Genomic DNA, 14,078 nt, shown 5'->3' with positions numbered 1-14,078 from the left:
ACTTCAAGCTGGTTTAGGCCAATCTAGCCCGATTCCCCAGTCGGCGCAATGTCAGGTCATGCCGCACGGAGGCCGGACGGTACCACTACTGCCGTCCCCCAACCGTCCCCCAACTCGCCTTCCATTATCGGGCAGCCGCCTGAAGGGCGTCGACTGTGCAGTCATCGATCCATCGGATGAGCACGCTCATGGAGGTCAGGAACTCCAACGCCCGCTATCCAGGTATCGGAGGTGAACGCTACAAGCCCACCTGTCAGTCAGCTTCCTTCCGTCCGAAGCAGATCCAGGGCGATCGCATCGCCGGTCTCGCTTACCGAGTCGATTTCCTGAGCGAAGTCGCCTTGGCTCACGAATTCCTCGGGCGCGCGTACCAACGTCGCCCTACCTGCCAGCGTCCCGACTCGCTGCGTCACCGACATGGTCGCGGCGACGGGTTTCGGTGTCGCCAGCGCGGGCACCAGTTCGCACAGCCTCTGGGCGAGGTCCGGCAGCGTCACGCGCAGTCGTCCGCCCGGCTCCAGGCGGAACGCTTGGCGCTGAACCAGCGGTGCGATATCGGCGGGCAGTTCCTCGGGTGCCGGCACGACAACTTCGTCACGGTTGCCCATCAGTAGTGGGATGACGTGGTTGTCTGAGCGGAGCGCGAGCTCAATCTCCCGGCGTACCCAGTCGTCCTTCTCCTGGAGGCGTCGGGTGCCAGCCGCGTTGGCCGCAGTCAGCCAGCGCGGGCCGATGCACACCAGCATGATGCGGCAGGAGGCCGCCATCCGCTCAAGGACCGGTGGATAGTCATCGCCGGCGCGCAGGTCGTATCCGGCCTTGAACACAGCCTCGGGGCCGAAGGCCGCGGCTAGGCCTTGGTATAGGACATCCGGGGCCCAGGGCTCGTCGCTGCCGCGGTAACTGATGAAGATGACAGGTGCGTGGTCAGACACGGTTAAGCCCCTGTTCGGCGGACGCGGGTTCTTGGCTGCCTCGACCTTGCCAGCGTAACGACGTCCGGAGCGAGGGCCTGGAGGCGAGGTGTCCGCCGCCGGGCGATGATCGATGCCAGACGCCGCAGATCCTGGCGGACGACGGTTGATGAGGCCGGTGCGATTGCGGGCAGGAGGGACTCGATGACATCAGCCGCGCGGTCGCATTCGTTGATATGCGCGTATGTGATGGCTTCGCGGATTGCGAACCGGACATTCGTGTTACGAGCGAGCGGTGAGAGGCTTTGGTCGGCGACTGATGCGGACGGCAGCGCCGTGGCGAACAGCAGCGCCGCTGCACGGTAGTCGCCCAACTCCATCAGCCCGGTGGCCTCGGCCAGACCCGATGACGTTACCTGTGAATCTGGCGGTGGACCCCACTCCCAATCACCGCTCGGCGGGACGTCGGATTCATCGGGCAGTGCGTAATAGGCGTCCATTGTGCTGCGGAAAGCCTTGTGGTCACCACGCTTGGCGTGTGCCTTGGCTTCGTGATGCAGCGCGATCCTTCGGAGCCTCAACGTCAAGCTAGAGTCCGACAGCACCTGTCGGGTCCATGCGACCGCATCAGTCGAGGCGCCAACGCGAAGTGCGGTTGCCGATCGACGGATCGCTACGTACTGGGCGACCCGTCTGTCACCACCTTCGCGGCCGAGCTGCACAGCCACTGCCATCCAGCTGCGCATGGCGTCCATGTCGGACACCTCCTCGGCCAGCCAGCTGAGGTATTCCGCTAGCCGGGCTTCGACATTCCGGATCGACGCGGCTCGGCTCGGTGAAGCCACCGCGGCCGCGGCGTGCAAGCCGACGAGCTGTGAGACGACTTGGGGGAGTACGGAATGAGGTCCTTGCAGGTGGCGGTACGCTCGCAGAGTCTCCAACCGCGCGGATGCCAGAGTGGCTTCGGTATCGTCCGGCGAGCGCTGAGACACCGCGGCGGACAAGATCGACGGCTCCGGGATCTGGAACGTGTCAGGTGCCAGACGTGCCTCGCGCTGGTAAAGGTCGGAAAGGCTTCCCTGCTGGCGCAAAGTGTTGTCGAGCCTTGAAGCGACATACGGGCTTCCCAGGATCTGGCCTGTCTCGATCTTGCAGATGTAGGTGTGGGAAATCCCGGATAGCTCGGCCAGCCTCCGCAAGGACAGTGCGTGTTTGATCCGTGCTCGCCGGATCTCGCCGCCGTAGCTCTCTACAGTGGCCGCAACCGCATGGGCTGCCGTGGACGGCAGCGCAGGTCCCCAGACAACAAACTCGACCGATCGTGCCGAGAGCGATTCGTACAGCCGCACCAAGCGCGGCGAAGCGGGTCGTAGCCCGTTCTCAACCCTGCTTAGGTGGCCCTTGCTGTAGTCGCTGAGCTTCACCAACTGCCCCAGGCTGACGCCGGCAGCGTCTCGAATCGCGCGTAGCGTTTCGCCCGTCACCACACTTATTAAGGTACTGGTGCGCCGAACGGCGTGGGAGCCGTTCAAGCCGAAGCCGAGGTCAGGATGAAACAGGCAACACCCGTGTGGGAACAGGCAACCCTATGAGGGCGCTCCGCGTGGTTTTAGCATCGGCGTGCTGGAGGAGCCGGGAACCATATCCAGGCTCGAAGTCGTTTCACGCAGTTTGGAGGGAAACGATGGACAACGCCGATGCATTGGCCACTTCCGGCTTGATGGCCGCGTTCATAACGCAGGGCTTCGGCTTCCTCTACGGCCAGCTGGACGAGATACTCCAGCGGCATCGGGACGGCAGGCTCTCAGAACCCATCGCCGTGCCGGCGGACCAGGCGCCTGGGATCCTCGACGCACTCACGACCCCGTTGATCGTCCGCCCCGATGTCGTGCAGCACCGGCTCTCCGAGCTGCAAGAACTCAACGAACGCCTCGCGCACCACCGGGGGCACGAACTCGACCCCGGTGATCCGCGGCTGCGTGCGGAGGTGGCCGAGCTGATCAGCGTGCTCGAAGCCGTCTTCGGGCAACGGTTCACGGCCGGCCTCGATGACCGGCTGACTGGTGGGCTTCACGTCGTGCAGGAGGCTGACGACGTCTATGGCAGCGTGACAGCGCTGTGGGCCGGTCATGTGGGCCGCGAAGCCGACGGCACTGTCGAGCAGAAGATCGGAACCGTTCATTCCGGCGGCGAGGCCGTGGCAGCCCGCTTGGACAGCCTCGGCTGAGGAGCGGCTCTGGCAGAAATAGGGACCCATCAGCGTGGATCTTGGCAGCGGGGACTGACTCATGGAAAGAGCCTTCGAAGACTTGGTGCTTGAGCGTACCGGGGGAGATTTCGTCGAGCGGGTCTGGCTGACGGCCGCCATCGAGCACGCGCTGGACCAGCCAGGCGTCGGCATCGTGTTGGTCACGGGGGAGCCCGGTACGGGAAAGACCAGCCTGATGGCGGGCTTGGCGAGGACCCATTCGGACTGGCTGCGCTACTTCGTCGGTGCGGAGGACAGAGGAGCTCACGCGGCGGGTGACATCTCGTCATTCCTGTTGTCCATCGGACACCAGCTCGCCGGTCAACAACCGCAGCTTTATGAGCCGTCCGCTCTTGGGATGACGGTTCGACAGCGCTTTGGCGATATCGAGGAACAGGGAAGCGCCACCGGGATCCGAATCGCGGACCTGACAGTCTCGCCGTTCTACCGGACCGCTCGGTTGACGGTCGAGGTCGAGCAGCAGGTGGAGAAGCTCGCCGGGGAGCTCATTGGTGTCGAGATCGGCGTCGCGCATCTTGAACCCCGCTTGCTTGAGCCGGATAATCTGGCCCATCTCGCCCTGTTCGGCCCGGCCGCTGTCCTGACCGAGGCGGACCCGAACGGCCCGGGGGTCGTCATTCTGCTGGACGCGCTCGACGAGGCTTCCAGAGCCGATCGCGACACCCGGCTCCTGGAATGGCTGGCGACCGGGCCGCGGTTGCCGCCGAACGTCAAGATGGTGGTGACGTCAAGGCCGCAGTCGGCGCTCGGGCTCCTGCGGGCCGGGCGTGAGGACCAGATCAAGGAGATCTTCGTCGATACCGGTGACCGCCAGGTGACTGACGACTTGATCTCGTACGCGGAGAAGACTCTCACCACCGCCGAAGTTGCCGGGGAAGCGCACGCTCGGGGGCTGTTCCCCGATCAGTTCCTGCGCCAGGCGGCCCGCCGCGCCGATGGGAACTTCCTGTACCTGGCCAGCTATGTTCGTGCCTTGAGGGGAGCCATTCAGGCCGGCGACGCCAGTCTGGTGGACCAGCTTTTCACCCTTGAGGATGTGCCGCAGACGCTGGCCGGCATCTACGGGTTCTTTGTCGAACTGGCCCGGGTCGAGATCGACCGGCTCGGGCTGCTCGATATCCAGGACCCGATCGGCGCGGCTGACCGGTTCACGTCCGCGTGGGAGGGGGTCGGGCAGCCGATCCTCGGCGTCCTCACAGTAGCGCGGGAGCCGCTGACGGAGGATCAGCTCTTGCGGCTGATCGAAGCGCGGGTGTGGCCGCGCTCCGTCCGCAACGTCCTTGCACGCCTTCGCTGGCTGCTTTACTGGCGCGGCGAGCGGGTCGCTCTCTTCCATGCTTCTGTCGGAGAGTTCCTCACCGGGGCGCTTGCCCGGGACAAACATCCCGATTGCTGGCTTGATCCGCTCGAGTGGCACGAGCGGATAGCGCGCCACTACCGTGGGTCGGCTGCCACCTGGGCCGAGGCGGAATGGTCGACGATGGACCGGTACGGCCTGACCTATCTTCCCGAGCACGTCCTGAGCTCCCGTCGGCAGGTGTCCAGCCAAGCTGTCGACCTCGTCTGCCCGGGACTGTTGCGAGCGATCGTGCGAGAGTTCGGTGCGGCCGGCAACTTCCTCAACGCCGTCGATCGTGTCGCGGACCACGTCGCCGAGTCGGAGTCGCCGACAATCGGACTGCCCAAAGTGATGTATCTCCGGACAGTACGCGAAGAAGCCGGCCGGTCCAGTAGTGCCCTGGCACCCAAGGTCGTAGGGCTGATGGCCCGGATGGGCCGGCTCAGCGCGGCGCTCGAACACGTGGCCGGGATCGGGCCGTCGGTGCATCAGTTCGTCGCGATGGCGGAGATCTGGCGGCACGCGGATCCCGGCCCTGGTGAACGCTCGCGCGGAGAACTGCGTGAGCTGCTGGTCGAGACGGCTTTGACGGTTCCGGAAGATCTCAGCCCACGCTTTCATCGAACGAATGTGCGCCTTTATGCGATCCAGTCTGCCGCAATGGTACTTGCACCCTTTGATCTGGACCGCGCACTGCGTCTGTGGCGGCACGGCCTAACAGGTTCGCATAGCGACGAACTTGATCAGCGGGAACCAGATGCGCTGTACCGGGCCGCCGCACGTGTCGAATCCGACACAGACAAGGCCTGTGCGCTCATCGGCCGAATCTGCGGGGAGCGCTGGCAGGACTACCTAGATTTGGCGGTACGTGCTGAAGCGGACAAAGCGCCGGAGTTGCTGCGCAAATCGGAGGCCGACCTGCAGACGGCTGGCGCGGCGGCTCGCCTGGTCGGATACGCGCGCTTGGCCGTCGCGTGGTCGGAGCGTGACCCCGTGATGAGTCAGCGGCTTCTGGCAGCCGTCCGGGCCGAGGTGTTCGAGGTCGACGACGAGGACGTCCGCAAAGAGCGCTGGAACGGCGGCATGTTCGAGGATCTCCTCGGGTGCCTGGCCAGGACGGCTACAGAACTCGCCGACGTGGATCAGACGACCGCTCGCTTCCTGCTCGCGCGAATGGACGTGAGCTCAATCGGTTCCGGTGACGCGTGTCTGGACGGTGCCCGACTCTGGAGGAGATTCGGATCCCCGCGCCGGGCCCAGGCTCTCATCGATCGATACCGTCCCAAGAGTACCGATGCCTGGCGGCAGTTGAGAGTGGAGTCGGCGCTGGGGGAGCTGAACCATGAGAAGGCGCTCCAGCTCATAGGCCAGATATACGACGAGATACCTGCTCCGCGTGCCAGCGATGAATCCATGGACGTTTCGAGGCGGCGACACAGTCTGGGGTCCGTGGCCAAGTTGCTGGCCGACTACGACCTTGCCAGGGCCGCGCAAGTGGCCAGAGAACTGCGCAACACCCGATGGCGGGACCACGAAACCTCGATCAGGCTCAGACAGCTTGACTTGGCCACGGCCGACGGTGCCCAACAATTCTCCGAATACGACCGTTACTCATTCCTCGCCGACATCGCTCATCTCCATCTGGACCGCGGCGAGACCGCCGAAGCGACGGCCATCCTCGAGGACGCACTGGGCCACGCGACACGCCCCGGGGCGATGTCTGCAAGCGGTGTCGATGAGGGCTATATCCACTTCTTTCTTGAGCGATCGTCACCTGGACCGGTCCTTGACTCGAAACCGGCCACGCCGAGTGGCGTACTCAGGATCGCGGCACTTTCGGATCTCAGCCAAGAGTGGCTCATCAATGCGAAGCGGCACTTCTTCCGCGACCCGGTCGACATGATTCGCACCAGGCCCAACAGCCCTCCTTCGCTGGCCGCGGCGGTGCGGGCGCTCGCCGAACGCTTGTGGGCAAAGGATGATTCCGTGGCACTGGCAGTGGTACGAGCGATCGAGGACCCGCCGGAGCGCCTCATAGGGCTGGCAAGGCTGCACCGGCTTGCGCACCGCTCCGACGCCAGCCACGGCCCCGAGACCGACACCCTGTCGCAGGAGATAGATCGCGAGTTGCCGAAGGTGCCGGAATATCGCTGGAACGTTCATGGCGGCGATATCGAGGACCGCGGAGTGACGGCCTATCTGCGCCCAGACCACCGAGTCAGGTTTGAACTCGCGGTTTCTTCACTGGGTTGCCGGCCGCAAGACAAGGAAGCGATTCAGGGGCTCAGGTACCTGTCCCACGCGCATCTGATGACTGTGACGCTCTGGTCATCCGAGACATACGCCGCGATTCGACGTGGTGAGCTTCCCGTGCTCCGTCCACACCAGCAGGGATTCAGGGAGATGCACCTGCATGCCCTCAGCCTCTCACGATATCCGGACAGTTCCGAACTGCTGGCCGAATGCACGCGAGCGGCAGCTGCTTATCAGGAATACCTTCTCTCTCAGCAGATTCCTGGATACCGTTCCTCGCTGGGGAATCTCCAACTGAGCGAGCCCGTCTACGCGGCTGCCGTGGACCTGCTTCGTCCGACGCCGGGGGCGTCGCTGCCTCCCGCCTTCGTGCGGCGGATACGCGCCATGGTCGGCAAAGGGCCATTGCCCGCGGCGGCCGGCCTCGTTGCTTTTGCGGCGGAAGTGAAGCCGGCGTGCGAACACGAACTCGTCGAGCTGTGCTCCGAGATCATCGCGGCGACCCGGGAGATCACCCCGGCACGTCGCCTGGACACCCTGGTCATCCTGGCCACCTCGCCTCTGCTCGGTGGCGTGGTGGATCCGGTCGAGCTGCTTCACGAGGCAGAACGTTGTGAAGCCGCGTCGAAGGACGAGGCGAGAATCCCCAGTGACGTCATAAGTCGCCTCTTTCCCTTACTTCTTTATCGGAACCCTGATGTGGCTCTGCGCGCACTCTATTCAGCTGCATGGATGCGTGCGACAGCCATGCTGGAGTACGCCGCAGAAGCATTGACAGATGTGCTGGGCGTCAACGCCGCGGGAGCTCTGGCTTCGGCCATCTCCCGCGGCCGGGACTGCACATCGCTCGGGGGCGCGCCGCCCGATGTGGTCGGCGGGGTCAACCTCGCGCAGCTCATCGCAACAGCTCCCGCATTGGCGGGTGGTCGCGCATGACGACGTCCGGCATCAAGGCGACACGCAGGGCACATGCCGACGTGGTCGCCCTCATCAGGGCTGATCGCGGCGACCCGGCCCAGGCATGTCGCGCTGCCCGTGACCGACTCGCGGCGCTGGCCCCCGGCGAGCCCGAAGATCCTGCCACGTGGGAGTCGTACCGGCTGCTCACCTCGGATGTGCAGACCCTGCTCGGCTACCTGCGTGAGGCGGGCGTACCGATCAGCACCCCTTCGGCCTTCCGCACCCTCTTAATACGAATCCTTTGTTACCTGTACGCAGCCGAGAACGCGAGCCTCGGCAAGATCTTGGCAACCGAGATTCTCCAGGCTTGGACTGCCGAACTCGGCAAATCCCATCCGTCCACCATCGACGTCACCGAGCGCCTGGCTGCGTGCCACCACGGACTGTCGGAGTTGCAGCAGGCCAGAACCTTGCTCGAAACAGTGCTCCGCGCGCGCACAGAGGCTCGCGGCGCCGAGGACCCCGCCACCTTGCTCGCCGCCGCCAACCTGGGGGCGTGCCTCAACGCCGCCGGCGACTTCCACGACGCCCTACGGCAGAACGAGGGCACGGTCAGGCGGTGTGACCTCGCACTCAGCAAGGACCACGAAACAACATTGCTAGCGACGGAGAATCTCGCCGGCAGCCTGTACGGGCTCGATGATCATCGACTGTCGCTCGCGGTGTTTCGGGACGTCCTGCAGCGGCGCACGGTGAAGGACGGCGCTGACAGCCTGACGACGATGTACACGGCGAAGAACGTCGCCGAGGTCCTGCACAAGCTCGGCGATTATGAAGAGGCGCTCGCCATCGACAAAGAACTGCTCTCGCGATTCGAGCGCCTCGTCGGCAAGCGGCATTCGGCGACTGGATCGACCCGCCGACGGCTGATACGAGACCTTCGAGCCCTCGGCCGCGCCGAGGAGGCGGACGCCATCGAGGGCAACTCTGGTCCATGATGCCCGTGTGGGTCAAGAACCCTGCTATAGAGCCGTTGCTGCGCGAATATGGTCGAATGCGGCGCCGGATACGGGATGATCTGCAGCCTTCACTGGATCTCGCAAAGATCACACGATTCATAAGGCATGATGATTAGCGCAAAGTTGCACTTGCCTGATCCGGGCGCCAATCTCCTCAGCGACCGGCCCCACTCGGCCCAAACGTCCTCAATCAACCGCTGACCGGTGATTGTTGTCGGCAGTTTCGCGAGATCTGTTCACATCGCGCTCACACAGCGCCCATGACAGGGCCACCTGAGGCGTCTAACGGCTTCAGAAGGTCTTTGATCCTTACGATTTGTGCAACCATGGACTCGACCACCGTCGCCTCTTCGACGCCGGTCGGGGTGTCAATTGCGACAAAGATATCGCCCTTGCCGACAATCACCACGCGCTCCGCATCGGTTTGGAGTTCATTCAAACGGTCCAGGACCCGGTCTGTCCGAGACGGCTGGAGATACCCGATTCGGAGCCAAAACGGGGTGTATCGCCGATACCCCCACAGTTGCGCGTCTATGCTCAGCAGGCACGTCACTCCGCTAATGGCGAAGGAGCGGCCCCACCACATCGTTCCGGCGCTGCGGCCGAGCCCAGTGCCGTTCGCCGCCTTCGACTTCGCCGTCCCGTCGGATATCAGCCTGTCGACGACCTTGGAAAGGATGCCATCGTACTGGACAAGCCTTCTCGGTAGCGCACCGGACAGTTCCTCCGGCCCAAGCGGTATGAACGCCTCAGCGTCCATGAGTTCACACAGCCCAGCGATTTGCCCGAGGTTCGCCCGCGCTACCAAGTCGTCGCCGGCCGTCGCGGCGTCTTGGAGATGTTCGAGCATGACCCGCCAACTGATGATCCCGAGTACGCGGCCGCCCACATGGATCCATCGGAACTCCCCGAATCCGCTGGCGCCACCGAGCTGGAGGCCAGCGGCGAGGCAACGCTCATGCAGCTCCGCCCATACAAGGTCGACTCGCAAGCTGGGCGTGACGACCAGCAGAAGTCCCTCCACGCCATCGCCGACGGCGGGAAGCCTCTCGAGATATGTGACTGGTTGGTTCTTCGTCAGACCGGCCCAAAACTTAGCCTCAAGCAGCACCCGAGTTCCGCCGCCGGCGTCGTAGCCGACGATGTCTGGGATGCCTGCGTCGGCGTCGGACGACGCCTGCGTGTCAAAGCGCAATTCCTCAGGGATGTCGGCGGCCTTGCGCAGCATCGCCGTGAAGCCTGCCGTCGCCGCAGCCGAGGTTTGCAACACGTAGCACAGCGCCTCGGTCGCCAAGTTCTCTGACTGGCTGGTCAGCCTCGTTGCCAGGTGGCCGAGTAGCCCCGGTGATTTCATGAGCCCCCCAAGGAAACGTCGCGGAGCAGACAGTAGCGGTTCGCTCCGACAGCGGTCTCGACGGATCGGAGCCTCTGACTGTTCGACACGAGCCGATGACCCGTCATGAGACATGTCGCGGCCTTTGACCCGCGAGGCCGGCCATGCGACGCGACGTAAGCCAAGCCATAAGTGACCAGCTAACCTGAGGGTGCCGATAGTCGGGGCGAGCTGGGATGATGTCGGTTCGTGGGGTTGATGTTGGTTTGATCGCGAGCCGGTTGTTCGCGTGGATGCGTCTGTCGGTGAGTGATTCGACGGCCAAGGACGTTGAGATCCTGATGTTGCGTCATCAGCTTGCGGTCGCGCAGCGTCGGGATCCGCGGCTTGCGCGGAAGCTCAGGTGGGTTGATCGGGCGTGGCTGGTGCTGCTGGCCGGGTTGCTCCCGGCCACTCGGCTGTCGCGGATCCGGCTGATCGTCACCCCTGGCACGCTCCTGGGTTGGCATCGGGACCTGTTGCGGCGTCGCTGGGCGCGACGTTCGCGGCGAGGGCCGGGACGCCCCGCCACACACCGCGACATCAAGGCTCTGGTGCTGCGGCTGGCCAGGGAGAATCCGTCGTGGGGGTATCGGCGGATCCACGGTGAGCTGGCTGGCCTCGGTATCCGCCTGGCTCCCTCGACGGTGTGGGAGATCCTCAGGGCCGCGGGCGTCGATCCGGCTCCGTCCCGTGATACCGGCCCGACTTGGGCTGAGTTTCTGCGTTCCCAGGCCGAGGCGATCTTGGCGTGTGATTTCGTGGTGGTCGACCTGATCGACGGATCGAAAGCGTACGTGCTGGCAGTGATCGAGCACGCCACCCGCAGTGTGCGTGTCCTCGGAGCCACCCTGCACCCCACGTCGGACTGGGTGGTGCAGCAGGCCCGCAACTTGCTGATGGATCTGGAAGACACCGGAGCACAGGTGACGTTCCTGATCCACGACCGGGACGCCTCCTTCGGCGCCGCGTTCGACGCCATCTTCACCGCCGCCGCCGTCGAGGTGGTCCGCACCGGGATCCGGTCACCCCGCCAGAACTCGATCATGGAGCGGTGGTTCCGCTCGCTGCGCGCGGAGCTGACCGACCGCACCTTGATCTGGAATCTGCCGCACCTGATCCGGCTGCTCCGAGAATACGAGATCCACTACAACGAGCACCGTCCGCACCGCACCCTCAACCAGGCAGCACCCCTGCGGCCGCTGCCGGACAACGTGGTCGATCTCGACGACTTTCGCGTCCGACGCCATGATCGCGCCGGGGGGTGTGATCCACGAATACACGCAGGTCGCGTAGTTTTCGGCACGCTCAGGTGAACCGTGCATCAACGGGTGCCATAGCCGCTGCAGTCGGACTGGTGGCTGTGATGACGTAGACGCCTCGCAACGATGCCTGGGCAGCGAACACATCGTCTGAACCCGCCGCCATGATGCCAGGGATCGCGCGGCCGCTAAAACAGCAGTCGAGGATAACGATGCGGTTCTTGGCGCGGCACCGTGACATCGTCTGCCGGACCAGGTCGTAGGGCAGCGCGGTGGTTTGCACCCTGCTGCTATCGGTGTCGGGGACGGCCAAGTAGAGCTCGCCTCGGGGATCGATCAGCCCGTGCCCCGAATAGAAGAGTACGACGGTGTCCTCGAAGTCTTCGAGACCGCGGAGCTCACGTTCGAGCTTAGCCAGAGAGGGGTTGAGAAGAAGAGTTGACGATTCGGCCGGAAAAGCGCCGATACAGGGCCTCGTCAGGGCCTTACCAAGTGCTTCTGCGCCGGCCAAGACGGTCGGAAGATCAGGCAGCGAGTCATCAAAGTACTCGCCCATGCCGATTGTCAGCACTGTAGAACGGCGAGGGTCGGGGAGCCGCACCGCATCACCTCCGCGCTCCTGTGACGGCGCCCACCCCGAGCGACTTAGACCAAATGTACGCCGTGCCAAGGCGGGCAAGGGCTACATGCCGCAAGTTGATCAAGAGCGGATCTCGATCGGCTCCTGAAGAGCTGTTCGCGGCGGTTTGAAATGGATCCCGGCCTTGTTTCAGCGTCGCAGCCGTCTCCAACAGGTCATTCACTAGTCGTAGCCCTGTGGGACTCTGTTGCCCGTTGTGATGTGTTAGGCCGCGAGCTTGAGAGAGCTGAAAGTTAGTTTATGCCCAATTCGTTCTTGGGTTGAGTCCGGGATTGTGACGTACCTGTTCATGCTGGTTCGCCATGTTTTTGTCGTCGCGCGTTCCGGTGACGCCGAACGGTTCGAGCCAACTGCGGCTCGGACGGCTGCTGGACTGGCGCGATGAGGGACAGGCTCTATCCCAGCGACACGACCGACGGGCAATAAGAGCTGATCGGCCCGGTGATCACCGCTCGCAAAGCACAGCACCCGTCGGTCAGCGGGCACGACGGGCAGTACGAGATGCGCGACATCGTCGATGCGATCTTCTACCAGAACCGGGCCGGCTGCCCATGGAGCATGCTCCCTGCGGACTTCCCACCGGCATCGGCGGTGAAGTACTACTTCTACACCTGGCGCAACGAGGGCTTCGACAAGATCCTCCATGATCTGCTGCGCGCGCAGGTGCGGGAGCGGGCCGGACGTGCAGAGGACCCGAGCGCGGTCGTGCTGGACTCGGCGAGCCTGCACGCCGCATCGAACGTCCCGGCCACCACCACGGGAAAGGACGCGAACAAGAAGGTCCCGGGCCGCAAACGCGGTGGCTAGGACGGCTTCCCGCAGACCCACTAAGGCGGCTTGAGCGGCGTCCACCAAGACGTTGCGATGCGGCTGCGGCGACTTGCGAGAATGCCATGACGGCCAGAACCAGACCCACCAACGACGTGGCCCGACCGACCAAAGTGGTCCCGATTCGGGGCGTCATTCGGGCTCGCGTGGAGCCGTCGCGTAAAGGTCCGAGTGGTAATGACTCAAGGCGCCCTGGTGGGTCTGCGGGAAGCCGCCCTAGCCACGCGGACTCGCCGTCGACGTCATAGGCCTGATCATCGCGGTGGTGATCGTGGCGGCCGGCGTCCACGAGAACGCGATCGGCAAGGCGCTGCTGGACAAGGTCGCCGCCGATACCCCCACGGTCGCCAAGGCCTGGGTCGACCAGGGCTTCAAGTAGTCGGTCGTCGAGCATGGCGCATCGCTGGGCATCGAGGTGGAGATCGTGGTCCGCAACCCCGAACAGACCGGGTTCGTCCCGCAGGCCAAGCGGTTCGTCGTCGAACAGACCAACGGCGTCCTGGTCTACGACCGGTACCTGGTACGCGAGTACACCGTCGACCCGAAGTCCTCCGAATCGCGCGTGTACTGGGCCTCGTCTCGCCGCATAGTCCGCCGGCTGACCGGCACGATCACCCCAAGCTGGCGCACACCGCCGGCGCTGACCACATAGAAGGCAACGATGGCCACCGCCCTGGAGAAGATCGCCGTCCGCGAGCAGGTGATCGCCACAGCCGCCGACGACCTGCGCGCACAGATCCAGAACCTCACCGACCGGCTGCGCGACCTGGACGCCGAAGCCGCAGACCTGGCCACCGCCCGCAAGTTCATCCTCGCCCTCGGCGAGGATGAACCTCCGGCCACTCACCCCGGTCTGCCCGACAACCCCCTCTACCAGCACATCCTCACAGCCCTGGCCGGTGCTGACACCCCACGCCGCGCCCGAGACCTGTGCCGCGACCTGGACCTCGGCACCGAGCCCACGAACATCGAGAGCCTGCGCTACAAACTCAAGCGCCTGGTCAGCACGGGACTCATTGACGAAGAAGAACCCGGCTTGTTCGCCGTGCCACGATCCCGCACCCCCGATACGACCGCCGACCAGCACTCCTGACCACAACCCAAGGACGAATCGGGCATCAACTAGCTTTCAGCTCTCTCAGAGGGCGTTTGACAATACTATGTCATCTCTTATCCGGCGGATCGGACACGTAGATTGCCCGATCCGCCGGTCATGCCCATAACTACTCGGCGACAGCTGATCACCGCCGTGTCCGTTTCGCGCGGTCATCGCGTCCGGATT

The 14,078-nt window shown here is 64.4% G+C and carries 9 protein-coding genes and 2 pseudogenes; 7 read left to right on the top strand and 4 right to left on the bottom strand.

Translation table 11 applies throughout. The annotated features are described in order from the left end of the window. Positions 1–257 precede the first annotated feature (257 nt). Together ABIA35_RS22165 and ABIA35_RS22160 are read right to left on the bottom strand one after the other, a co-directional pair. The gene (locus ABIA35_RS22165) at positions 258–935 is read right to left on the bottom strand and encodes a TIR domain-containing protein (RefSeq protein ID WP_370344485.1); all 678 of its coding nucleotides are present in this window, start codon (positions 933–935) and stop codon (positions 258–260) included. Positions 936–937: 2 nt separating this feature from the next. After that, complete coding sequence (locus ABIA35_RS22160; RefSeq protein ID WP_370344484.1) at positions 938–2,401, bottom strand: helix-turn-helix domain-containing protein; 1,464 nt, start codon at positions 2,399–2,401, stop codon at positions 938–940. Positions 2,402–2,598: 197 nt separating this feature from the next. On the opposite strand from ABIA35_RS22160, the gene ABIA35_RS22155 reads away from it, so the two are divergent. The 3 genes from ABIA35_RS22155 to ABIA35_RS22145 all read left to right on the top strand — a co-directional run bounded on the left by ABIA35_RS22155 (position 2,599) and on the right by ABIA35_RS22145 (position 8,673). Next, complete coding sequence (locus tag ABIA35_RS22155; protein ID WP_370344483.1) at positions 2,599–3,141, top strand: hypothetical protein; 543 nt, start codon at positions 2,599–2,601, stop codon at positions 3,139–3,141. A 61-nt stretch (positions 3,142–3,202) separates the two neighbouring features. Beyond that, entirely contained in the window at positions 3,203–7,711 is a 4,509-nt protein-coding gene (locus ABIA35_RS22150) for an AAA family ATPase (protein ID WP_370344482.1), read from the top strand. Next, positions 7,708–8,673, top strand: a complete 966-nt coding sequence (locus tag ABIA35_RS22145) for a tetratricopeptide repeat protein (protein ID WP_370344481.1) — start codon at positions 7,708–7,710, stop codon at positions 8,671–8,673. The genes ABIA35_RS22150 and ABIA35_RS22145 overlap by 4 nt, the downstream gene beginning before the upstream one ends. Before the next feature lie 268 nt (positions 8,674–8,941). On the opposite strand, the gene ABIA35_RS22140 is transcribed toward ABIA35_RS22145, so the two are convergent. Beyond that, entirely contained in the window at positions 8,942–10,048 is a 1,107-nt protein-coding gene (locus ABIA35_RS22140) for a hypothetical protein (protein ID WP_370359150.1), read from the bottom strand. Between the two features lie 215 nt (positions 10,049–10,263). Between ABIA35_RS22140 and ABIA35_RS22135 the strand changes: the two genes are divergently transcribed. Next, entirely contained in the window at positions 10,264–11,382 is a 1,119-nt protein-coding gene (locus tag ABIA35_RS22135) for an integrase core domain-containing protein (protein ID WP_370344479.1), read from the top strand. Here the strand turns inward: ABIA35_RS22135 and ABIA35_RS22130 are convergent. After that, on the bottom strand, positions 11,375–11,899 hold the full coding sequence (locus tag ABIA35_RS22130) for a caspase domain-containing protein (RefSeq protein ID WP_370344586.1): 525 nt from the start codon (positions 11,897–11,899) through the stop codon (positions 11,375–11,377). The genes ABIA35_RS22135 and ABIA35_RS22130 overlap by 8 nt on opposite strands. A 498-nt stretch (positions 11,900–12,397) precedes the next feature. Here ABIA35_RS22130 and ABIA35_RS22125 point away from each other — a divergent pair. The 3 genes and pseudogenes from ABIA35_RS22125 to ABIA35_RS22115 all read left to right on the top strand — a co-directional run. Further along, positions 12,398–12,763 (top strand): annotated as a pseudogene (locus ABIA35_RS22125) (transposase); the annotation flags it as partial. Positions 12,764–13,019: 256 nt separating this feature from the next. After that, positions 13,020–13,448, top strand: a pseudogene (locus ABIA35_RS22120) (IS5/IS1182 family transposase); the annotation flags it as partial. Positions 13,449–13,457: 9 nt separating this feature from the next. After that, positions 13,458–13,889: a hypothetical protein gene (locus tag ABIA35_RS22115; RefSeq protein ID WP_370344478.1), complete on the top strand. Its 432-nt coding sequence runs from the start codon at positions 13,458–13,460 to the stop codon at positions 13,887–13,889. The last annotated feature ends 189 nt before the right edge of the window (positions 13,890–14,078 follow it).

Origin of the sequence: Catenulispora sp. MAP12-49 (genome assembly GCF_041262705.1) — a bacterium.
In the GTDB taxonomy this organism is placed as follows: domain Bacteria; phylum Actinomycetota; class Actinomycetes; order Streptomycetales; family Catenulisporaceae; genus Catenulispora.
This window is presented reverse-complemented; position numbering and strand designations above follow the sequence as displayed.